18 protein-coding genes are annotated in these 22,188 nt (G+C 69.4%); 15 read left to right on the forward strand and 3 right to left on the reverse strand.

Going from position 1 to position 22,188, the window contains the following annotated elements; genetic code table 11:
- Positions 1 to 217: 217 nt before the first annotated feature.
- From rplU to ACWGDX_RS27150, 10 genes are all read left to right on the forward strand, one after another.
- Positions 218 to 538 carry a 50S ribosomal protein L21 gene (rplU, locus tag ACWGDX_RS27105; protein WP_382864566.1) on the forward strand — a complete coding sequence of 107 codons (321 nt, stop codon included), beginning with the start codon at positions 218 to 220 and terminating at the stop codon, positions 536 to 538.
- Positions 539 to 552: 14 nt separating this feature from the next.
- Positions 553 to 810, forward strand: a complete 258-nt coding sequence (gene rpmA / locus ACWGDX_RS27110; protein ID WP_093604510.1) for a 50S ribosomal protein L27 — start codon at positions 553 to 555, stop codon at positions 808 to 810.
- A gap of 117 nt (positions 811 to 927) precedes the next feature.
- The gene (gene obgE, locus ACWGDX_RS27115; RefSeq protein ID WP_453629637.1) at positions 928 to 2,376 is read left to right on the forward strand and encodes a GTPase ObgE; all 1,449 of its coding nucleotides are present in this window, start codon (positions 928 to 930) and stop codon (positions 2,374 to 2,376) included.
- A gap of 372 nt (positions 2,377 to 2,748) precedes the next feature.
- On the forward strand, positions 2,749 to 4,254 hold the full coding sequence (locus ACWGDX_RS27120; protein WP_453629639.1) for an SDR family NAD(P)-dependent oxidoreductase: 1,506 nt from the start codon (positions 2,749 to 2,751) through the stop codon (positions 4,252 to 4,254).
- 134 nt (positions 4,255 to 4,388) lie between these two features.
- Positions 4,389 to 6,491, forward strand: coding sequence for a hypothetical protein (locus tag ACWGDX_RS27125; RefSeq protein ID WP_453629641.1), 2,103 nt, complete (start codon positions 4,389 to 4,391; stop codon positions 6,489 to 6,491).
- A 191-nt stretch (positions 6,492 to 6,682) separates the two neighbouring features.
- Entirely contained in the window at positions 6,683 to 7,915 is a 1,233-nt protein-coding gene (locus tag ACWGDX_RS27130; protein ID WP_453629643.1) for a glycosyltransferase family 2 protein, read from the forward strand.
- Between the two features lie 178 nt (positions 7,916 to 8,093).
- Complete coding sequence (locus tag ACWGDX_RS27135) at positions 8,094 to 9,161, forward strand: glucose-1-phosphate thymidylyltransferase (protein ID WP_453629645.1); 1,068 nt, start codon at positions 8,094 to 8,096, stop codon at positions 9,159 to 9,161.
- Positions 9,158 to 10,144: a dTDP-glucose 4,6-dehydratase gene (gene rfbB / locus ACWGDX_RS27140; RefSeq protein WP_363082195.1), complete on the forward strand. Its 987-nt coding sequence runs from the start codon at positions 9,158 to 9,160 to the stop codon at positions 10,142 to 10,144. Before ACWGDX_RS27135 ends, rfbB begins: the two co-directional genes overlap by 4 nt.
- Positions 10,141 to 11,043: a dTDP-4-dehydrorhamnose reductase gene (rfbD, locus tag ACWGDX_RS27145; RefSeq protein WP_453629647.1), complete on the forward strand. Its 903-nt coding sequence runs from the start codon at positions 10,141 to 10,143 to the stop codon at positions 11,041 to 11,043. Before rfbB ends, rfbD begins: the two co-directional genes overlap by 4 nt.
- 82 nt (positions 11,044 to 11,125) lie before the next feature.
- Positions 11,126 to 11,920, forward strand: a complete 795-nt coding sequence (locus tag ACWGDX_RS27150) for a class I SAM-dependent methyltransferase (RefSeq protein WP_453629649.1) — start codon at positions 11,126 to 11,128, stop codon at positions 11,918 to 11,920.
- A 136-nt stretch (positions 11,921 to 12,056) separates the two neighbouring features.
- On the opposite strand, the gene rfbC is transcribed toward ACWGDX_RS27150, so the two are convergent.
- A complete protein-coding gene (rfbC, locus tag ACWGDX_RS27155) occupies positions 12,057 to 12,656 on the reverse strand; it encodes a dTDP-4-dehydrorhamnose 3,5-epimerase (protein ID WP_453629651.1) in 600 nt (199 codons plus the stop codon).
- 92 nt (positions 12,657 to 12,748) lie between these two features.
- Entirely contained in the window at positions 12,749 to 14,767 is a 2,019-nt protein-coding gene (locus ACWGDX_RS27160) for a glycosyltransferase family 2 protein (RefSeq protein ID WP_453629652.1), read from the reverse strand.
- Between the two features lie 613 nt (positions 14,768 to 15,380).
- Here ACWGDX_RS27160 and proB point away from each other — a divergent pair.
- The 5 genes from proB to ACWGDX_RS27185 all read left to right on the forward strand — a co-directional run bounded on the left by proB (position 15,381) and on the right by ACWGDX_RS27185 (position 20,785).
- Positions 15,381 to 16,487 carry a glutamate 5-kinase gene (gene proB, locus ACWGDX_RS27165; RefSeq protein WP_453629726.1) on the forward strand — a complete coding sequence of 369 codons (1,107 nt, stop codon included), beginning with the start codon at positions 15,381 to 15,383 and terminating at the stop codon, positions 16,485 to 16,487.
- Positions 16,488 to 16,632: 145 nt separating this feature from the next.
- Positions 16,633 to 17,148 carry a hypothetical protein gene (locus tag ACWGDX_RS27170; protein WP_363082190.1) on the forward strand — a complete coding sequence of 172 codons (516 nt, stop codon included), beginning with the start codon at positions 16,633 to 16,635 and terminating at the stop codon, positions 17,146 to 17,148.
- Between the two features lie 266 nt (positions 17,149 to 17,414).
- The gene (locus tag ACWGDX_RS27175; protein WP_453629654.1) at positions 17,415 to 18,698 is read left to right on the forward strand and encodes a glutamate-5-semialdehyde dehydrogenase; all 1,284 of its coding nucleotides are present in this window, start codon (positions 17,415 to 17,417) and stop codon (positions 18,696 to 18,698) included.
- Positions 18,699 to 18,864: 166 nt separating this feature from the next.
- Complete coding sequence (locus ACWGDX_RS27180) at positions 18,865 to 19,455, forward strand: SCO2584 family spore wall biosynthesis protein (RefSeq protein WP_453629656.1); 591 nt, start codon at positions 18,865 to 18,867, stop codon at positions 19,453 to 19,455.
- Between the two features lie 181 nt (positions 19,456 to 19,636).
- Complete coding sequence (locus ACWGDX_RS27185) at positions 19,637 to 20,785, forward strand: SCO2583 family membrane protein (RefSeq protein ID WP_453629658.1); 1,149 nt, start codon at positions 19,637 to 19,639, stop codon at positions 20,783 to 20,785.
- Positions 20,786 to 20,918: 133 nt separating this feature from the next.
- Here ACWGDX_RS27185 and ACWGDX_RS27190 read toward each other — a convergent pair whose 3' ends face one another.
- A complete protein-coding gene (locus tag ACWGDX_RS27190; RefSeq protein ID WP_453629660.1) occupies positions 20,919 to 22,043 on the reverse strand; it encodes a M48 family metallopeptidase in 1,125 nt (374 codons plus the stop codon).
- Between the last annotated feature and the right edge of the window lie 145 nt (positions 22,044 to 22,188).

Raw genomic sequence — 22,188 nt, forward strand, 5'->3', positions numbered from 1 at the left:
GAACAACCGGCCCGTCCGGCGACGGGGACCTGGTTTGACCCCCTGGACAAGGGGCCCGTACTCTAAACCTTCGGCGTGTTCCAATGCGCGCCCACTCCTGAGCACCTACCTCCCGGCTTCCGGGGGAGGCCGCTCGTCCTGTCAGGATCGGCACGGGCCCCGGCCCGTGCGGGCGGCTGGCATCAGGAGTTCCGTTCCGAGCGAGAGTGAGATCCGCGTGTACGCCATCGTGCGCAGCGGTGGCCGTCAGCACAAGGTTGCTGTCGGTGACATCGTTGAGGTTGACAAGATTTCCACCGCCAAGGTCGGCGACACAGTGGAGCTCAGGACCCTGCTCGTGGTCGACGGCGATGCCGTGACCAGCGACCCGTGGGTGCTGGACGGCATCAAGGTCACGGCCGAGGTCGTGGACCACCACAAGGGCGTGAAGATCGACATCCTGCGCTACAAGAACAAGACCGGCTACCGCCGTCGCCAGGGTCACCGTCAGCAGTACACGGCGATCAAGGTCACCGGTATCCCCGCGGCTGCGAACTAAGGGACTGAGGAGAGATGGCACACAAGAAGGGCGCATCGTCCACTCGGAACGGGCGCGACTCGAATGCTCAGCGGCTCGGCGTGAAGCGCTTCGGCGGTCAGGTCGTCAACGCCGGTGAGATCCTCGTCCGCCAGCGCGGCACCCACTTCCACCCGGGCTCCGGCGTCGGCCGTGGCGGTGACGACACGCTGTTCGCGCTGAACGCCGGCGCGGTGCAGTTCGGCACCAGCCGTGGCCGCAACGTCGTGAACATCGTTCCGGTCGCCGAGTGATCCGGCACCCGTAGAGCGGTTTCCTCGCGAGGGCGGACTCACTTCCCGGCCGGGAAGCGGGTCCGCCCTTCGCGTGTTCAAGAGAAGACATTTCCGTACGTACTGGAGGCAACCCCCATGACCACCTTCGTGGACCGCGTCGAGCTGCATGTCGCCGCGGGTAGCGGAGGCCACGGCTGCGCCTCCGTACACCGTGAGAAGTTCAAGCCGCTGGGCGGACCCGACGGCGGCAACGGCGGACGCGGGGGCGATGTCATCCTCGTCGTCGAACAGTCCGTGACGACTCTGCTCGACTATCACCACTCGCCGCACCGCAGGGCCACCAACGGCAAGCCCGGCGAGGGCGGCAACCGTTCGGGCAAGGACGGCCAGGACCTGGTCCTGCCGGTGCCCGACGGCACGGTCGTCCTCGACAAGCACGGCACCGTACTGGCCGACCTGGTCGGACAGGGCACCACCTATGTGGCCGCCGAGGGCGGCCGTGGCGGTCTCGGCAACGCCGCGCTGGCCTCGGCCCGCCGCAAGGCCCCCGGCTTCGCGCTGTTCGGCGAGCCGGGCGACGCCGGTGATGTCGTGCTGGAGCTCAAGACCGTCGCCGATGTGGCGCTCGTGGGCTATCCGAGCGCCGGCAAGTCCTCGCTGATCTCCGTACTCTCGGCCGCCAAGCCGAAGATCGCGGACTACCCGTTCACCACCCTGGTGCCCAACCTGGGCGTGGTCACGGCGGGTTCGACCGTCTACACCATCGCGGACGTGCCCGGACTGATCCCCGGCGCCAGCCAGGGCCGCGGTCTGGGGCTGGAGTTCCTGCGCCATGTCGAGCGCTGCTCGGTGCTCGTACATGTGCTGGACACGGCCACACTGGAGTCCGACCGCGACCCGGTCACCGACCTCGATGTCATCGAGGAGGAGCTGAAGCAGTACGGCGGTCTGGGCGACCGGCCCCGGGTCGTCGTCCTCAACAAGATCGACATCCCGGACGGCCAGGACCTCGCCGAGATGATCCGGCCCGATCTCGAACGGCGCGGCTACCGCGTCTTCGAGGCGTCGGCCGTGGCGCGCACGGGGCTCAAGGAACTGTCGTTCGCGCTCGCCGAGATCGTCGCCAAGGCCCGTGCCGACCGGCCGAAGGAGGAGGCGACCCGGGTCGTCATCCGTCCGAAGGCCGTCGACGACGCCGGGTTCACCGTCACCCTGGAGGACGACGGGATCTACCGGGTGCGCGGCGAGAAGCCCGAACGCTGGGTGCGCCAGACCGACTTCAGCAACGACGAGGCCGTCGGCTATCTCGCGGACCGGCTCAGCCGCCTCGGTGTCGAGGCCGCCTTGATGAAGGCCGGCGCGCGCGCGGGCGACGGGGTGGCCATCGGGGCCGAGGACGACGCGGTCGTCTTCGACTGGGAGCCGACGATGATGGCGGGTGCGGAGATGCTCGGCCGCCGTGGCGAGGACCACCGTCTGGAGGCGCCGCGCCCGGCCGCGCAGCGGCGCAGGGACCGGGACGTGGAGCGGGACGAGGCACAGCGGGAGTACGACACGTTCGAGCCCTTCCAGGGTCGTTCGTAACGAGAGGCCCAGGCCCTGCCGGGGGCGGTCATGGCGTTCCGCCGTGGCCGCCCCTCCGTCGTTCCCGTCGCCCCTCCGTCCTTCCCCGCCGTCCCTCCCTGGGCCGCGGGACCGTCCACCGGCGCGGCGTTGCGGTCGGTGACCGCCGTGTCGCGATCTGTACGCTCATCTGGGACATCCCCCGCTCCGACGTGAAACTTATGTGGTGTCCTTCACGTCCGGCTTCCGGCCCCGACCCACGGGTGTACTAGTGTTCCCAGGTGAATCAGGGGTTGCGTACCGATGTCGCAGGGCTGTGGTCCACCTTGCAAGAGGATTGCCGCGGGTGGGACCATCGCCTCATCCTCTGAGCCCGCAAGGTAGGTCAGTTCTGTGTCTGCAACTCCCGCCCCGCTCGCGAAGCCCCGTACCACCGCCGTCGTCCTGGCGGGCGGCACCGGTCAGCGCGTGGGACTGTCGATCCCGAAGCAGCTGCTGAAGATCGCGGGGAAGGCGGTCATCGAGCACACACTGTCGGTCTTCGAGCGGAGCGACTCGATCGACGATGTGATCGTGCTGATGGCGCCGGGCTATGTGCCCGATGTGGAGAAGATCGTCGCGAAGGCCGGACTGGCCAAGGTCAGCAGGATCATTGAGGGCGGCGCGACCCGGAACGAGACCACCGAGCGTGCCATCGCGGTCCTCGGTGAGGGCCTGGCGGAGGGCGAGGACCGCAATGTCCTCTTCCATGACGCCGTGCGCCCGCTGCTGTCCCAGCATGTGATCAAGGACTGTGTGGACGCGCTGGAGCGCTACCAGGCGGTGGATGTGGCGATCCCGTCGGCGGACACGATCATCGTGACCCGTACGCACGGCGAGGACGGCGAGTTCATCACGGACGTGCCCGACCGGTCCCGGCTGCGGCGCGGCCAGACCCCGCAGGCGTTCAAGCTCTCCACCATCCGCAGGGCGTACGAGATCGCCGCGGGCGACCCCAACTTCCAGGCGACCGACGACTGTTCGGTGGTGCTGAGGTATCTGCCGGACGTGCCGATCCATGTCGTGGCGGGCGACGAGTTCAATATGAAGGTGACCCAGCCGGTCGATGTGTTCATCGCCGACAAGCTCTTCCAGCTCGCCTCCTCCGCCGCCCCCCAGCAGTCCTCCGACGACTCCTACCGCGAGCTGCTGGCCGGCAAGACCCTGGTCGTCTTCGGCGGGTCGTACGGGATCGGCGCGGACATCGCCCAGCTCGCCGGGAGCTTCGGAGCCACGGTGTACGCGCTGGGGCGCTCCACGACCGGTACGCATGTCGAGAACCCGGAGCATGTCGACGACGCGCTCTCGCGCGCCTACGGCGAGACCGGCCGTATCGACTACGTGATCAACACCGCGGGCGTGCTGCGCATCGGCAAGCTGGCCGAGACGGACAACACCACCATCCAGGAAGCGCTGAACGTCAACTATCTCGCGCCGGTGCAGATCGCCCGCGCCTCGTACAAATACCTGGCCGAGACCAAGGGCCAGCTTCTGCTCTACACCTCCAGCAGTTACACGCGGGGCCGTGCCGAGTACAGCCTGTACTCATCCACGAAGGCGGCCATGGTGAATCTCACCCAGGCCCTCTCCGACGAATGGGCGGGCGACGGAATCCGGGTCAATTGCGTGAATCCCGAGCGCACGGCCACCCCGATGCGCACCAAGGCGTTCGGCCAGGAGCCCGAGGGTTCGCTGCTCTCCTCCGAGGCGGTCGCCAGGACCTCGCTCGATGTGCTGCTCTCCGAGCTGACCGGCCATGTCATCGACGTACGCCAGCAGGACCCGACCCGTGGCGCCTCCGAGGCCTCCGACTTCGAGCAGGCGCTCGCCGCCGTACTGGATCGTCAGGAAGATGTGTAATAATTCCTGACAATCTCTGATTTGGGCCTCTGTGGTCGCCGACGCGCGAATCACGGAGGCCCGAGTTCGTCAAGCCCCGTCTTCACAATTCCCTTGCAAGGTCAACAGCAGGCACGGTCTGGAGCAGGTTTTCCGTGATTTCGACAGCCATTCGCGTGGCCCGGGTGGGCAGCGGATCAGAGCTGGCAGCCGCACTACTTCTGGGAATCGCTTTCCCGTGCGTCATGCTCGCCGCGATAATTCCGCATTTCTGGTTCTTCGCGGCGGCGGCCGCTGTGACCTATCTCGCGGACACCTTCCTGCATCAGCGCGGCAGCTATCTGGTGAACCGGCTGGCCAAGGTCCGCGCGGGCCTGTCGATCCGCTTTCTGATCCGGCAGATGCTGCTGGTGCTGCTGGTCGCGCGCTCGGGACTCGGTGAGGACCGGATCTTCTATGTGACCGTGGTCGCGGTGCTGGTGTTCTACGGGCTCCAGGCGCCGCACGGCGCGATCGTCACCCTGCTCAGGCTGCGCCGCAGGCTGCCCGTGGTCACCCGCAACATCGACCTCGGCGCCATCCGGATCCCGGACGCCCCGCCGCCGTGGCTGCTCAACCGCTCCGCCGAGAAGATGCTCCACCTCGATGTCTTCGCCATGGTGGGCGTGCTGCTCACCCTGGAGACCCGGGAGAACGTCTACGGCTACGCCGGTCTCGGCCTCTCGCTGCTCCTGGCCGTCGGCTATGTCGCGGCCCTGCTGCCGTATCTGCGCCCGAGCCGGCTCGTACCGTCCGCCGAGAAGGTGCTGAAGGCGGTGGACGGCTGGCTGGCCGACTACCGGCCGACCGTGATGCTCTACTTCTCCGGCTCCAAGGAGTCCGCGTACCAGGTCAACATGTGGCTGGAGACGATGGACCAGCTCGAAGGACGGCCGCTGATCGTCCTGCGCGAGCGGGTGATGGCGCAGCAGCTCGGCCCGACGGCCGTGCCGGTGCTCTGTGTGCCCGGCGGCGTGCATCTGATGAATCTGGATCTGTCGACCGTACGGGTCGCGCTGTACGCGGCCAACGTCGGCAAGAACATCCATATGCTGCGCGTCCCGACCATGCGGCATGTCTTCATCGGGCACGGCGACAGCGACAAGCTCGCCAGCGTCAATCCGTTCAGCAAGGCGTACGACGAGGTGTGGACCGCGGGCCGGGCCGGGCGCGACCGCTACGCGCTGGCCGATGTCGGGGTGCGCGACGAGGACATCGTCGAGGTGGGCCGTCCGCAGCTCGCCCCGATCGAGCCGGCGAGCGGCTCCACACGCAACCCCGTTCCGACGGTGCTCTACGCCCCCACCTGGGAGGGCTGGGACGACAGCCCCGGCAACACCTCGCTGCTGCTGGCCGGCGAGAACATCGTCAAGCGGCTGCTCGGGGCCGAGCGGCCGGTCAGGGTGCTCTACAAGCCGCACCCCTTCACCGGTACGCGCAGCGCCAAGGCGAAGGCCGTGCACGAGCGGATCGTCGCGCTGGTGGAGAAGGCCGCCGCCGAGCGCGCCACCGATCCCCGCTGGGCCGAGCGGAGCGCGGCGCTCCGTACCGGGCGGGACGCGGCGAGGGCCGAGCTGACCCGTATCGAGGCACGGCTGACCGAGCTGTCCGGAGTGGCGGACTCAAGCCGGGACGAGGCGGAGGAGTCACGCGATGCCAAGGCCGATCCGGCGCGGCAGGCGGAGCTGACCCTGCTGCGGGACGAGTGGAACACCGCGTACTGGCGCTCCTTCGGCTGGTGGGAGCACCGGGTCATCGCCGGCGCAGAGCCGCGGCTGTACGACTGCTTCAACGAGTCGGACGCGATGGTCTCGGACATCTCCAGCGTGGTCTCGGACTTCATCGCCAGCGGCAAGCCGTACGCGGTCACCGACTCGGCGGGCCTGGGCGCGGAGGAGTTCAAGCGGCAGAACACCGCCGTACGGGCCGCCGTGATCCTCTCCAACAGCGCCGGGGAACTGGACCAGTTGCTCGACGCGGTGACCGATCCGGCCGGGGACCGGCTGGCGGCCGACCGCCGTGAGCTCAAGCGGTATCTGCTCGGTCCCGACGAGCCGTCGTCGATCGAGCAGTTCAACGCGGCGGCGCGGACGCTGGCGGCGAAGGCGCAGGCGCGCAACGTGGGGGTGGAGCAGCGTCTGGCCGGGCCGGAGGAGGCCGCGGCGCCGGACGACTCGGCTCCCGAGAGCAACGATCTGGACTCGCCGGTACGGGGCTGAGTCCCCGGATCCTTCGGCGGCGGTACGGGTTACTTGGCCCGGCAAGGTGTCTTCGGACGCGCTGCCGGGCCTTTTCCGTAAGGGAGTTGAGCGCTGCCCCGGCGCGGCGAACGCCAACTGTGATGCGCATCACGGATACTGGAGATCGTGACAAGACAACCAACATCCGATGCCGATTGTCTTGATTTTTGATGAACGAAAAGTCAGTTCCCGATGTAAGTGTGATCGTCGGGGCATATGAGGCGATGCCTTATCTGGTTCGCTGCCTGGAATCGGTGGAGGCCCAGACACTGGGTGCCGAGCGAATCGAGATCGTCGCGGTCGACGACGGTTCGACCGACGGCACGGGGGAGTATCTGGAGGAATTCGCGGCACGGACCGCCATCCCGACCAGGGTGGTCCGACAGGAAAATTCGGGCGGTCCCAGCGGGCCGCGCAATGTCGGCCTGGAGCTGGCCAGGGGACGTTATGTCTTCTTCCTCGACGCCGACGACTACTTCGGCGAGGAAGCGCTGGAGCGCATGGTGACCATGGCGGACCGGGCCGGCACCGATGTGGTGCTCGGCAGGATCGTGGGCGTCAACCGGGGCGCTCCCGGCTCGATGTGGACCCACACGGCCGACCGCGTGGACATCTACAGCTCACAGGTGATCTTCACGCTGAGCGCGCAGAAGCTCTTCCGGCGCGAGCTGCTCGAACGGCTCGGGCTGCGGTTCGACGAGAGGTTACGGACCGGGGAGGACGCCCTCTTCACGATGGAGGCGTACATCCGGGGCAAGGGTGTCTCGGTGATCTCCGACTACACCTGCTACTACCTCGTCGGCCGCGACGACGGCAAGCATGTGACCAAGAGCGGGAGCTACACGCTGCGGTTCGAGGCCACGGGCGCCCTCATGGCGCTCATCGCCGAGCTGGTGCCGGCCGGCCCCAAGCGCGACCGGATGATGGTCAGGCCTTTCACGGTCGGGCTGATCCAGCAGTTCGCGCACGGACTCCTGAAGCAGCCGGAGGAGATCCAGCGGCACAAGCTGGAACTGGCCGCGCCGCTGATGGCCCGCTACTGGACCCCCGGGGTGGCCGGACGTATCAAGGTCGCCGAGCGGCTGCGGCTGGAGTGTGTCGCCCTGGGGCGGCTCGATCTGCTCCGGGAGATGCTCGACTTCATCAGGGCCGAGACCAGGCCCGAGGTGGTCCGCAGGGGCCGCTCCCGTACGCCGTATCTCGCCTTCCCGCACTTCGGTGACCGTTCCACCGGTCTCAAGGACGCCTCGTACGAGGTCACCGTGCCCGACTGGGTGGGCAGACCGGGTCTGGAGCGCATCGAGGCGCCCAGGGTCGCGCGCCGGCGCAAGTCGCTGCTGATCCGGGTGGCGAGACAGGTTCGTACGCGCGTACGGATCCGGTACGCGCTGTCGTCGTCCTGAGGGCGCCCGCGCACACAGACGCGCGCATATGGCGAAGGGGCGCGTATTCACGCGCCCCTGTGGCCCGAAGTATCCGGTCAAGGTGTCCAGCGGCGGGCCGTGCCGGAAATCATAGGTAAAATCATGCTGTCGGGCGACGCCCGGACAGCATCGGAAATCTCAGCATGGGATAGGCATCGTGAAGGCTCTCGTACTGTCCGGCGGGGCGGGCACCCGTCTGCGCCCCATCACCCACACCTCCGCGAAACAGCTCGTGCCCGTGGCCAACAAGCCGGTGCTCTTCTACGGTCTGGAGGCGATCGCGGAGGCGGGCATCACCGAGGTCGGTGTCATCGTCGGCGACACCGCGGAGGAGATCCGCGAGGCGGTCGGCGACGGCTCCAGGTTCGGGATAAAGGTCACCTACCTCCAGCAGGACGCGCCGCTCGGACTGGCGCACGCCGTCCTCATCGCCCGTGACTTCCTCGGTGACGACGACTTCGTGATGTACCTCGGTGACAACTTCATCGTCGGCGGTATCACCGGACTGGTCGACGGCTTCCGCGAGGAGCGGCCCGACGCGCAGATCCTGCTGACCAAGGTCCCCAACCCGACCTCCTTCGGTGTGGCCGAACTCGACTCCGAGGGCCGGGTGGTGGCCCTGGAGGAGAAGCCGGAGAAGCCCAAGAGCGATCTCGCGCTCGTCGGTGTCTATCTGTTCACCCCGGCCGTCCATGAGGCCGTGCGCTCCATCGAGCCCTCCTGGCGCGGCGAGCTGGAGATCACCCACGCCATCCAGTGGCTGATCGACCAGGACCGTGACGTCCGCTCCACGACCATCTCCGGGTACTGGAAGGACACCGGCAATGTCTCCGACATGCTGGAGGTCAACCGCTCGGTGCTGGAGACCGTCGAGCCGTGCCGCGACGGATCGGTCGACGAGGCGACGGAGATCATAGGGCGGGTCAGGATCGAGGAGGGCGCGCGCGTCATCCGCAGCCGGATCGTGGGTCCCGCGATCATCGGCGCGGGCACGGTGATCAGCGACGCCTACATCGGTCCCTTCACCTCGGTCTCCGAGGGCTGCCGGATCGAGGACAGCGAGATCGAGTACTCCATCGTCCTGCGGGGCTCCTCCCTCACCGGTGTGCGCCGGGTGGAGGCGTCGCTGATCGGCCGCGACGTCGAGATCACCCCCGCCCCCCGCAACCCGTCCGCCCACCGACTCGTCCTCGGCGACCACAGCAAGGTGCAGATCTCTTCATGACCGACAGGATTCTCGTGACCGGCGGTGCCGGTTTCATCGGCTCGCACTACGTCCGTACGGTGCTCGGGCCCCAGGGCCCCGGCGATGTCGAGCTGACGGTGCTCGACAAGCTCACCTACGCGGGCAACCCGGCCAACCTCGACGAGGTCCGCGACCATCCCGGATTCGCCTTCGTCCAGGGCGACATCTGCGACGCCGAACTGGTCGCCAAGCTGATGGCCGAGCACGACCAGGTGGTGCACTTCGCCGCCGAGTCGCATGTGGACCGCTCCATCGACGGCGGCGCCGAGTTCGTCCGTACGAATGTGGTCGGCACCCACACCCTGATCGACGCGGCGCACCGCGCGGGTGTGAAGACCTTCGTGCACATCTCCACCGACGAGGTCTACGGCTCGATCGACGAGGGCTCCTGGCCGGAGACCCATCCGCTGGAGCCCAACTCGCCCTACTCCTCGGCCAAGGCGTCCAGTGATCTGATCGCCCTGTCGTACCACCGCACCCATGGCCTCGACGTACGGGTGACCCGCTGCTCCAACAACTACGGGCACCACCACTTCCCCGAGAAGGTCATCCCGCTCTTCATCACCAATCTGCTGGACGGCAAGAAGGTCCCGCTGTACGGCGACGGCGGCAACGTCCGCGACTGGCTGCACATCGACGACCATGTCCAGGGCATCGAGCTGGTCCGTACGAAGGGCCGGGCCGGCGAGGTCTACAACATCGGCGGCGGCACGGAGCTCTCCAACAAGGAGCTGACCGGGCTGCTGCTGGAAGCCTGCGGGGCCGACTGGGACACCAGCGTCGAGTACGTCACCGACCGCAAGGGCCACGACCGCCGTTACAGCGTCGACTGCGCCAAGATCCGTACGGAGCTGGGGTACGCGCCCCGCAAGGACTTCGCCGCGGGCCTCGCGGAGACCGTGGCGTGGTACCGCGACAACCGCGCCTGGTGGGAGCCGCTGAAGGGACGTGCGGCGCTGTGAGCGGCGGCTGGCTCGTCACCGGCGGCGGCGGAATGCTGGGCCAGGATCTGCTGGCCCGGCTCGTCGGGGCGGGGGAGCGCGCGGTGGGGCTGGACCGTACCGCGCTGGACATCACCGACCCCGCCGCGGTGCGCGCGGCGCTGGCGACCTACGCACCGGCCGTGGTGGTCAACTGCGCGGCCTGGACGGCCGTGGACGACGCCGAGGCCAGGGAGGCCGAGGCGCTGGCGGTCAACGGCACCGGGCCCCGGGTCCTCGCCGAGGCCTGCGCCGCGTCGGGCGCCGTGCTGATCCAGGTCTCCACGGACTATGTCTTCGCCGGGGACGGCGGCACTCCGTACGGGGAGAACGACCCCACCGGCCCGCGCAGTGCCTACGGGCGTACCAAGCTGGCCGGTGAGCGCGCGGTGCTCGACACCCTGCCGGAGACCGGCTACGTGGTCCGTACGGCATGGCTGTACGGGGCGGGCGGCGGGAATTTCGTCCGCACGATGATCAAGCTGGAGTCCGTCAAGGACACCCTGGACGTGGTGGACGACCAGCGCGGCCAGCCGACCTGGACCGGCGATCTCGCGGACCTGCTGGTACGGCTCGGCAGGGCGGCGCTCGAAGGGGTGGCAGAACCGGGGGTCTACCACGGCACCAGCGGCGGTGAGACGAGCTGGTTCGGCTTCACCCGGGAGATCTTCCGGCTGCTCGGCGCGGACCCGGAGCGGGTCCGTCCGACGACCAGCGAGGCCTTCGTACGGCCCGCGCCCCGGCCCGCGTACAGCGTGCTGGGACATGAGCGGTGGAAGCGGGCCGGGATCGAGCCCATCAGGGAGTGGCGCGCGGCCCTCGCCGAGGCGTTTCCCGCCTTGGTCACAGCAGAGCGCCAATCGGGTGTTACTGACCGGTAGATGTTTACGTACAACCTCCGTGCCCACTAAGTTCACTGAGAATCAATCCCCAGTTTTTGATTCTCAGTGAAGGGCCCCTTACGTGGATCGCCACGGCTTCCTGCGCCAGCTGCACCGTGTGTACAAACCCCGCACCTATCTGGAAATCGGGGTCAATGACGGGCGCAGCCTGGCACTGTCCCGGGTACCGTCGGTGGCTGTCGACCCGGCGTTCCGGGTTGTCACGGACATCAGCTGCGATGTCCATCTGGTCAAGGCCACCAGTGATGACTTCTTCGCCCGCAAGGATCCTCTGATCCATCTGCGCAACGGCCGCAACCCGTTCCGGGCGCTGGCCCGCCGGGACCCGGTCAACCTCTTCGGCGGCGACCCGAAGCTGGAGCTGTCGTTCATCGACGGCATGCACCTCTTCGAGTACGCGCTGCGCGACTTCATGAATGTGGAGAAGCACTCCCGCTGGTCCAGCGTGATCGTCCTGGACGACATGCTGCCGCGCGATGTCGACGAGGCGGCGCGCGACCGGCACACCAAGTTCTGGGCGGGCGACGTCTACAAGGTCGCCCAGGTGCTGCGGCGGTTCCGCCCCGATCTGCTGGTCGTCGATGTCGACACCGAGCCGACCGGGGTGGTGGCCATCTTCGGCGCCAACCCCGAGAGCACGGTGCTCAAGGACAAGTACGACAAGATCATCGAGGAGTTTGTCGTACCGGACCCGCAGAACGTGCCCGACGAGGTGCTGGTCCGCAAGAACGCGGTACGGCCCGAGTCGCTGCTCGGGGGCGGTTTCTGGCAGGGCCTGTCGCGCGCCCGCAATCTGCGGCGTCCCCGGTCGGCGTTCGCGCCGCTGCGCAAGCAGATCGAGACGATCACCGGCTGACGCGGAGCGTCCGCGGCGGCCCCCGCGGCCTGGGGCTGGGCCCCGAGCGATCCTGGATCGCTCGGGCCCCCTCTGTTGTTTGGGGTATGGAGCCGGCCGGGCGTGGGGTCAATCAGGCATTCAGCCGGGCCTGGGGTCAGCCGCGGGCGGCCATGTCGGCGTAGTACGCCTGGCACTCCTCGTACGACGGCAGCAGACCCTGGGCCTCGGCCTCCGCGAGGGTCGGGGCCGACGCGTCCTTGTCGGAGAGCAGCGGGGTGATGTCCCGGGGCCACTCGATACCGAGTTCCGGATCCAGCGGACTGATGCCGTGCTCGCGCCCGGGGGCGTATCCCTCGGAGCAGAGGTAGACGACGGTCGCGTCGTCCGTCAGCGCCATGAACGCGTGGCCGAGCCCCTCCGAGAGATAGACCGCGTCATGGTCCACATCGTCCAGCCGTACGGCCTCCCACTGCCGGTAGGTGGGAGAGCCCACCCGGATGTCCACGATGACGTCGAGCACCGCGCCGCGCACGCACTTCACATACTTGGCCTGGCCGGGAGGCACATCGGCGAAGTGGACACCGCGCAGCGTGCCGCGGCTGGACACCGAGCAGTTGGCCTGGGCGAGCCGCAGCGAGTGGCCGGTCGAACCGGTGAAGTCGGAGGCCTGGAACCACTCGTGGAAGCTGCCACGGCTGTCCGGGAAGACCTTCGGTTCCTGTACCCAGGCGCCTTTGATGGAGAGCTGCCGCATGTGATCACGTCCTTGTTCTTGTCGCATGGTGCGTGCTGTTCGCACGGCGCGGACTGTTCGGGGGAGACGGCGGAAGGCGCCCAGCCGCCAGGTCAGAAGCGGGCCGCGAGGCGGCGCACCTTCTTGCGCGCCGAGGAGGGCAGCCGCCGTACGATCGGCCCGCCCGCCGAGCGGAGCATCCGCCGCAGGGCCGCCCTGCGGCGCCGTACCGTGACCACCCGTACGAGTGCGGGGTCGACGACGGCCACCTCGCTGCGGTCGAGCCTGATCCGGCCGCCGGCGGCCACGGGCACCTCGCAGAGCGGCAGTTCGGGTCCCTTCGGACCGTCCAGCCGGGCCGAGAGCCGCGCTGTGCCCTCGGGCAGATCCGCCACGCGCGCGGGCACCGCGAGATGCGCCCGGCCGTGGTCGGGGCGCAGGGTGGCGGGGACGGTACGGCTGGTGCCGTCCGCGGCGGTCACGATCAACTCGGCTGCCCGGGAGCCGGACTTGGTGCCGGTGAAGACATCGAGGCGCAGCTCGGGCCGTCCGGCGCCGGGCATCCGCCGTACCGGCCGGTCCGCGAGATACACGGCCAGCTTCTTGGCGCGGCCCGCGACATCGAGGGTGAGATTGCCGTGCGGGTCGGTGAAGTACGGAATGACCGGGCGGGCGGGTGAACCGAGCACCGCGGGCAGGCACTTGGCGTCCACCCGCGGGGCGCGGTCGGCGCCGAGCCGTGCCTTCCGTACGAGCCCGAGGCCGCGCAGCGGCACCCAGACGTCCCAGAAGCCGCGGGAGACCCGGCCGCGTCCCTTGACCGCCTCGCTGGTGACATGGCCCCGGCCGCGCAGCACGACCTCGTAGCTGTCGCCGTCCAGCTTCTCGACCTCGGCCGAGAAGTCGACGGGGCACGGCCACTCCACGGCGGTCTCGCGGTTGCGCAGGGACAGTTCGCCCTTGAAGTCGTTCATGTCGGAGGTGACATCGAGGAGTTCACCGGCGGGCAGCAGTCCCTCGGTGATCTCCGGGTGCAGGAAGTACCGGTTGTCACGGCGGATCAGACGCAGCGGTTCCTTGTCCTCGCCATGGACCAGCCGGCCCGTCAGCGAGAGCGCGATCCTGTCGTCGGACTCCCACTCGAAGTCCTCAAGACGGGCGGCGCCCTTGACCGAGGAGGCGAAACGGGCGATCCTCATCAGCCCCTCGCGGTCGTCGGCGCGCAGCAGGGTGGAGCGCAGCCGGGTCACCGAGCCGAGCCCCTCGTGCACGCCGTCGGTCATGAAGTCCTCGGCGAGCGGGCGGATGACATCGACCATCTCGTCGAGATACTCGGGAGTGAACTTGAGCACACCCGGCTCGCTCAGCCGGCCGAGCATCTCGACCCGGTAGAAGCGGCGCAGCAGCCGGTCCCGGAATTCACCCGGTTCGGTGTTGTCGACGACGACCTGGAGGATCTCGCGGAGGTTGCCGTAGTAGCCGGACGGCACGAGCTTGGCCGATCCGGCGTTCTGGCCGTCGTCCCGCTTCGAGTAGTAGTAGCAGGTGTAATTCCCCAGGATCGACACGACCTTCGCGGGGAAATACGACTGCATCATGTAGAGCTGGTCCTCAAGGCGGCGCTTGCCCTCGGGGTAGGCGATGCCGTTCTCGCGGAGGAACTCCGTACGGAACATCTTGTGCGGGGTGAGGCTGTCGTAGAGCGGGGCGTCGGTCAGATCGCACTTCTCGCGGTTCGTCCTGAACACGCCGTGCGGAACACCGCGGAAGTTGGACGCGACCTTGCCGATCACGATGTCGGAGCCGTTGCGCCGGCCCATCTCGTACATCCGGCGCAGGGCGTCGGAGGCCATGTGGTCGTCCTGGTCGACGAACTGGACGTACTCGCCCTTCGCCTCGGACACGCCGATGTTCCTGGGCTTCCCGGGCCAGCCGGAATTGGGGATGTGGATCACCCGGAAGTGCGGGTGCTCCTCCGCCAGCTTGTCGAGCCGGCCGGGAGTGTCGTCCGTGGAACCGTCGTTGACGAACAGCACCTCGAAATCGGCCGCCGGCAGTGTCTGGGCCAGCAGCGAATCGATGCACGGATCGATGTACTTACCCGGGTTGTAAACCGGAATGACGACGCTCACTTTTACTGCCATTTACTGGTGGCCCATCTCGTGTGTGATTGCCCGGCGTGCTACACGGGGGGAAGGGGCGCCGCCGCCGGTGAAGCGAGGGGGCGCTGCCGACCGCCAGCCTAACCTTGACCGGAGCGCGATGTTTCCCCGTCGTTGTCTCACTTGACAGACTGCTGTCACCCTCGTCCGGTTGTGCGAGAGCCCGGATTATGTGGGTGGGGCGGGTGCGCCGACGCCGTCCCACCCATTGAAAAGGCAAGCCGTCGCCGGGCGCTGCCCGCGTACGCTGACCGGTCGGGAGGCTCCCCGACCGTGAGCCTCCGACGGTGAGCGCGCCGAGCGCGGCGAAGAAGCGCGGTGCGGTGCGGTGAGTAGCGCAGTGAGAGCAGAGGCAGAGCACGTGGCAACGGCACGGCAGGGCGCGGCGGGAGAACGGGACGCGGCGGGGCGGCCGGAGCCGGTGGAGCGCCGGGCGCGGGCGCAGGGGCCGGATCCGGTGGATCGGCCGGAGCCGGCCGACGGTCCTGACCATGGCGACAGCCTTGAGCGGGGCGACGGGCCTGGCGGGGGCGACGGGCCTGGCGGGGGCGACGGGCCCGAGCCGGCCGGGCGGTCCGAGGTGGTGGCGCAGGCCCGCAGGATCGTCGTCAAGGTCGGCTCCTCCTCGCTCACCACCGCCTCGGGAGGGCTCGACGCCGACCGGGTGGACGCCCTCGTCGATGTGCTCGCCCAGGTCAGAAGCGGCGGTGAGAAGGAGATCGTGCTGGTCTCCAGCGGTGCCATCGCCGCCGGGCTCGCGCCGCTCGGACTGATCCGCCGCCCCCGGGACCTGGCCCGCCAGCAGGCCGCGGCCAGCGTCGGACAGGGGCTGCTGGTCGCCCGTTACACCGCGTCCTTCGCCCGCTACGGCGTACGGGTCGGACAGGTGCTCCTCACCACGGACGACACCAGCCGCCGGGCCCACTACCGCAACGCCTACCGCACACTCGACCAGTTGCTCGGCATGGGCGCCGTGCCCGTCGTCAACGAGAACGACACGGTCGCCACGGACGAGATCCGGTTCGGCGACAACGACCGGCTGGCCGCCCTTGTCGCCCATCTCGTCCGCGCCGATCTGCTCGTCCTGCTCTCGGACGTCGACGGGCTGTACGACGGCGACCCCAGCAGAGCGGGCACCTCCAGGATCGCCGATGTGCGCGGTCCCGCGGATCTGGCGGGAGTCTCCCTCGGCAGCGCGGGCAAGGCGGGTCTGGGCACCGGCGGCATGGTCACCAAGGTCGAGGCCGCCGCGATCGCCACCGCGGCCGGTGTCCCGGTGGTGCTGACCTCCGCCAGCCGCGCCGCCGACGGGCTCGCGGGCCGCGACACCGGTACGTACTTCCACCGCACCGGACGCCGCTCCACGGGCCGGCTGCTCTGGCTCGCGCACGCGTCCACCCCGCAGGGCGCGCTCACCCTCGACGACGGCGCCGTACGGGCCGTCGTCCAGCGGCGCACCTCACTGCTGCCCGCCGGGATCGCCGCCGTGGAGGGCGAGTTCAGCGCCGGGGACCCGGTCGAGCTCCGTGACACCGAGGGCCGCGCCGTCGCCCGCGGGCTGGTCAACTTCGATGCCAAGGAGATCCCCCAGCTGCTCGGCCGCTCCACCCGGGAGCTGGCCCGCGAACTGGGGCCCGCCTACGAGCGCGAGGTCGTACACAGAGACGATCTGGTCATTCTGCGTCCCTGACCGCGGCCCTGAAACGGCTGAAACTCCTCCCTTTGAACAGGGACCTTTACCAAAACCACCCCATGCCCCGCCCGGGACTGGTCAACTTTGTCTCAGGGGTATCAGGCGGGGAACAGCACGACGACGCAGCAACAGGAGGCCGCTGGTGAGACGAGCGCGCCCGGGGGCGGCGCCCCGAGGGACCGGGGGCAGCGCCCATGCCCGCAGGACCAAGGCGGAAGAACGGGCCCTGACCAGCGTCGAAGCGGGGGAAGACTTCGACGAGGAGCGACAGCGGGAGGCCGTATCGAGAACGGACGCGCGCCGGGAGGGCCGGGCGGTGTCGAAGCTGTGGCACATCACGCTGAGCGTCTCGGGCGCCGAAACCCCGCTGACGGAGGTCCGGCGTGGCTTGGAACAGCTGGCCCACGACCATCCATTTCTGCTCACGAGCCGGTACGCGAACGACCACGCGGAGATCCGCTACTGGGAAGAGGCCAGAGACCTGCACGACGCCGCCGCGGTGGCCCTGCGGCTCTGGGGCGAGCACCGGTCGAGCGCGAAACTGCCGCCGTGGGAGATCGTGGGCCTTGAGGTCATCGACCGGGAGACGTACCACCAGCGGATCGCGGAGGGGTACGGTCCGCCCCCGGCGGCCCCGGTGGGCGTCCATCCCTTCTGACGCGCTTCTGACGCGCTTCAGGCGTGGTGACGGGACGTGTCGGCGGGATGCGCTGGTGGGACGCGTGGGCGGACGAGCGGACGGACGCGTTGACGGACGCGTTGATGCTCCGATGTGTGTCCGATCACGTTTGATCACATCCGGTCATGTTCCTTCAGGTCCGAATATGTGCCGGGCACGGCCACGCGTTCCGGCATCCGTTCGGAAGCGTCTCGGAGTACGGAATACGTGCGGAATGCCCGCAGGAGGCGCACTACCCTGCGGGCATGACCTCGCTCTCGCCGTACGACAACCTCTCCCCGGTCGCCAGGGCCGCCTACCGGTCCCGTGCCGCGGCCGGCGACCTCGCGCCGCTGCCGCGCGCGGTCAAGGACGACGCACTGCTGGCGATCGCGGACGCGCTGGAGGTCCGTACGCACGAGATCGTCACGGCCAACGCCGAGGACGTGGCCCGCGCCCGGGAGGCGGGGACCAGCGAGGCGGTCATCGACCGGCTCACCCTGACCCCGGAGCGGGTACGGGCCATCGCCGCGGACGTACGGGACGTGGCGGCGCTGCCCGATCCGGTCGGTGAGATCGTCCGCGGTTCGACGCTGCCGAACGGCATCGATCTGCGCCAGGTGCGGGTGCCGCTCGGCGTGGTCGGGATCATCTACGAGGCACGCCCCAATGTCACCGTGGACGCCGCCGCCCTCTGTCTGAAGTCGGGCAACGCCGTGCTGCTGCGGGGCTCGTCCTCGGCGCTCTCCTCCAACACCGCGCTCGTCCGGGTGCTGCGCGACGCCGTCGGCGGGGCGGAACTGCCCGCGGACGCCGTCCAGCTCGTACCGGGCGAGGGCCGGGAGTCCGTACAGGAGCTGATGCGGGCGCGCGGCCTGGTCGACGTGCTGATCCCGCGCGGTGGCGCCTCCCTGATCCGTACGGTCGTCGAGGGGTCCAGCGTGCCCGTCATCGAGACCGGCACCGGCAACTGCCATGTGTATGTGGACGCGCAGACCGATCTCGACATGGCCGTCGACATCCTGATCAACTCCAAGGCGCAGCGGCCCAGTGTCTGCAACGCCGCCGAGACGCTGCTGGTCCACCAGGACATCGCGGCGGTGTTCCTGCCGCGCGCGCTGGACGCGCTCGCCGACGCCGGGGTCACGGTCCACGCCGACGAGCGGGTGCTCGCGTACGCGGAGGGGTCGAAGGCGGAGGTCGTGGCGGCCACAGCGGAGGACTGGGAGACCGAGTACCTCTCGTACGACATCGCCGCCGCCGTGGTGGACTCGCTGGAGGCGGCCGTCGCCCATATCCGGCTCTGGTCCTCCGGCCATACGGAGGCGATCGTCACCACCTCGCAGGCGGCGGCCCGGCGATTCACCCAGTTGGTCGATTCCACGACGGTCGCGGTGAACGCGTCCACGCGGTTCACGGACGGCGGACAGTTCGGCTTCGGCGCCGAGATCGGGATCTCCACGCAGAAGTTGCACGCGCGCGGCCCGATGGGGCTGCCGGAGCTGACGTCGACGAAGTACATCGTCATCGGCGACGGTCATATCCGGTAGCCGGACACCGGGTCCCGGCGGCCGGGCACGGGGCGGCCACCGGCGGGTGCCCCGTCCGCGCCCGGCCCGGTGCCCACTTGCGCTCCGGGGGGCGGCGCCGTGAACGAAGTCGGGAGAGTTCGGACTCCGCCTGCCCAAAACGACCGCTCAGGTCTACTCTGAAGAGGTGCCGGACGACGTGGGGGGCAGGCCGTTCCCGGACGGCTGGGAGCCCGACGACGACCGCGGAGGAGCGGACGAGGAGTTCGCCTCCGTGGTGTTCGACGAGGACTTCGTCCGGTCGGCCACCGTCCATGAACCCTCCGCCGTGGAGCGGCTGCTGGCCGCCGCGCAGGCGCGCGCGGAGGCGGAGGCGGCACGGGCGCGGGCCGGCGGCGGACCGCCCGAGGACGAGCTCTACGAGGAGCTGTACGGCCGGGACGGCGCATACGGCCCCGGGTACCCCTACGACGGCGAGTACGACCCCGACGACCCGGACGCGGTCCTGGGCCCGTACGGACGCCATGGCGGCGCTCTGCGCCCGTACCGCGGCAGCGCCCGCTGGCACCGCCCGGTCGCCTGGCTGCTCGCGCTGCTGATGGGCATCGGGATGGTCGCGCTCGCGTTCACCGCCGTCTACCGCGGCGCCTCCAGCAGCCGTGACAGTCAGGTGCCGCAGCCTGCCACGACCGGGATCGACAAGCCGGGGCAGGTCCGTCCCGCGGCCTCCGCGGTCCCCACGGGGCCGCTGCTCTCCGCGGTTCCGCGCTCCCCCTGAACCACGGGCGGGCCAGGACCACGGGCGGGCCAGGTGTGAATCCCGCGCCGGAGCTCGCGGGAATCGCGTCGAAAGTCCCTTGGGATCCCGGGGTTTCGCCCGGATGGCGGAACGGCGCCGTAACGGTACTCGACGGTTGTCCGAGCGTTTACGATCGCCCCCGCCGACCTACCCTGAAGGTATGGCAGGGCGCGGAGACCCACCCGAAGGGGGACCTGAGGGGCTCCCGGGCGGAGGTGACGACGAGTACGGGTCCGTCGACTTCGACGAATCGTTCATCCGCGCTGCCCGCCTCCGTGAGGCCTCGGCCAAGGAGCGGATGAAGGACCACGCCCACGCCGTACGGCGGGTCCCGCCGCCCCCGCCGAAGAGACGGTCGAGACACCCGTTCAGGAACGGCCCCAGACGTGTGCTGCTGCTCTTCCTGGTGATCGTGCTCGCCTTCGGTACGGCGGTGTATCTGGGTCTGCGCAATCCGTACCATCCCCCGATCGGCGGTACCGCGGCGCAGTTGCGGATGGCGGTCGTTCCGCTGGCCCCGAGGGAGCCGGTGCCGGGCGGCAGCCCGGAGGATCTCTTCGAGCACAGCCCGGCGGCGCAGTTCCAGGAGGGCCCGGCCGGGATCGCGCTGCCCCCGGCCCGGGAGACCGGCGACTTCTCGGAGGGCCAGGTGATGGCCGCGCTGACCACCGTCAAGGACTATCTCGTGGCGTCCTCGATGGATCCGGACGTCCTCACGGGCCATACGGTGCGGCCGGTGCGGGTGCTGCTGGAACCGGACCAGTTCGACCAGTTCGACCGGAGCTTCTCCGCCCCCGCCGACGACGGGCGGCACGCCCCGGCGGGCTGGCTCGTACGGTTCGACCCGGCGAAGGTGGCCTCGGTCGGCGCCGTGCGTGCGCGCGGCACCCTGCGGTACGAGCAGAGCTCGACCGGGATGCTGGAGATCACCTCGGACCATGTCTTCGTGTACGCGCTGCGACCGGCCGCGTCCGCCGAGCAGCCGGGCGACCAGCCCGTACGGGACGCGTCGCTGTTCACCGTCCGGCGCGAGATGCGCTTCCGGTTCGACGTGGAGGATCTGATCAAGCGCCGTACCCAGGTGCTGAGCAGCGAGGTCCTGGCGGGCCCGCAGGCCTGCTCGGCCCAGCCGCCGACGACGCTGCGGCCCCTGCTCGCGGGTGAGCGGGCGAAACCCGACGATCCGGCCGGTACGGACCCGTACTCGACGGGCCCGGCCGATACGGCGCTCTGCGGCACGCTGGCCCGTACGGCCCAGCCGAGCCCGACGGCGCGGCCGAGTCCGCGGCGGCCGGGCCCGCCCGCCTGACGGCTGTGCCCTCATCCGCCGGACGGCCTGACCTCCGCCGGACGGGCCGGCCTTCAGTCCGTCCGGCGGTCGAGAACAGACCGGCGACCGGCCGGTCGCGGCGGACCGACGCGCCCTGCTGCCGGTCGCGGCGCTAGCTTTTGTCCCCCGGGCCGGGCTCGGGGTCGGTGCCGTCCGTGGCGCGGGTGCCGTTTCCACCGGCCGTACCGCCGCCGTTCCCGCCCGTGAAGACGCCCCGCAGCTTGCCGCCGAGGTCGCCCGCGCCGCCCGCGATATCGCCCACCAGCTTCATCAGCGGGTCCTTGCTGCCACGGACCGTGTCCGCGTAATGCGCCGCGGAGTCGCGGAAGGAGTCCGTGACGGACGTGTCCTTGTCCTCCTCGCGGCGCGGATAGTGACCGTCCATGATCCGCTGGAAGTCACGGCTCTCCGCCCACTTCTTCAGCTCGGCGGCGCGCACGGTGGTGAAGGGATGGGTGCGCGGCAGCACGTTCAGGATCTTGAGCACGGAGTCACGCAGATCGCCGCCCGCCTCGTACTCCGCGGCCTGCTCCAGGAACGCGTCCACATTCATCTCGTGCAGATGGTTGCCACCGGCGATCTTCATCAGACCGCGCATCGAGGCCCGTACATCCTGCCCGACCAGCAGACCGGCCCGGTCCGCGGACAGCTCCGACTTGCGGAACCACTCCCGCAGCGCCGTCACGATCGCCATGATCGCGACATTGCCCAGCGGGATCCAGGCGACCTTGAGCGCCAGATTGGTCAGGAACAGCAGGATCGTGCGGTAGACGGAGTGACCGGAGAGGGCGTGGCCCACCTCATGGCCGACGACCGCCCGCATCTCCTCCTCGTCGAGCAGCTCCACCAGACCGGTGGTGACCACGATGATCGGCTCGTCCAGGCCGATGCACATCGCGTTCGGCTTGGGGTCCTGCGCCACATACATCACGGGGACCTTCTCCAGGTCCAGGATGTAACAGGCGTCCCGCAGCATGGCGTGCAGATGCGCGAACTGCGCGTCGCTGACCCGTACGGAGTCCGAGAGGAAGAGGAGCCGCAGGCTCCGCTCCGGCAGCAGCGCGCTCATCGCCTTGAACACCGTGTCGAATCCGCTGAGCTTGCGCAGGGCGACCAGCGCCGAGCGGTCCGCGGGGTGTTCGTACGCCCGCGACGAGATGCCCGGGAAGCGCTTGCGCTGTCTGCTCGGCACGTTCTTGTGGAGTGCGTCTTCGTGGTTGTCTTCGGCTTCGGTCATGGATGTCCCCGTTCTCTCCGAGTCCAAGCTCGTCCCCCTGACAGCCCCAGCGTAGGGGCCCGGGGCTACCGTGTGACGGGGGGCAGCGGCCGTGTGTTTCCCGGGGAAGGGCCCCGGGCGCCGGCCGGAGAGACCGAGGAGCACA

The organism is Streptomyces sp. NPDC055025 (genome assembly GCF_053608565.1).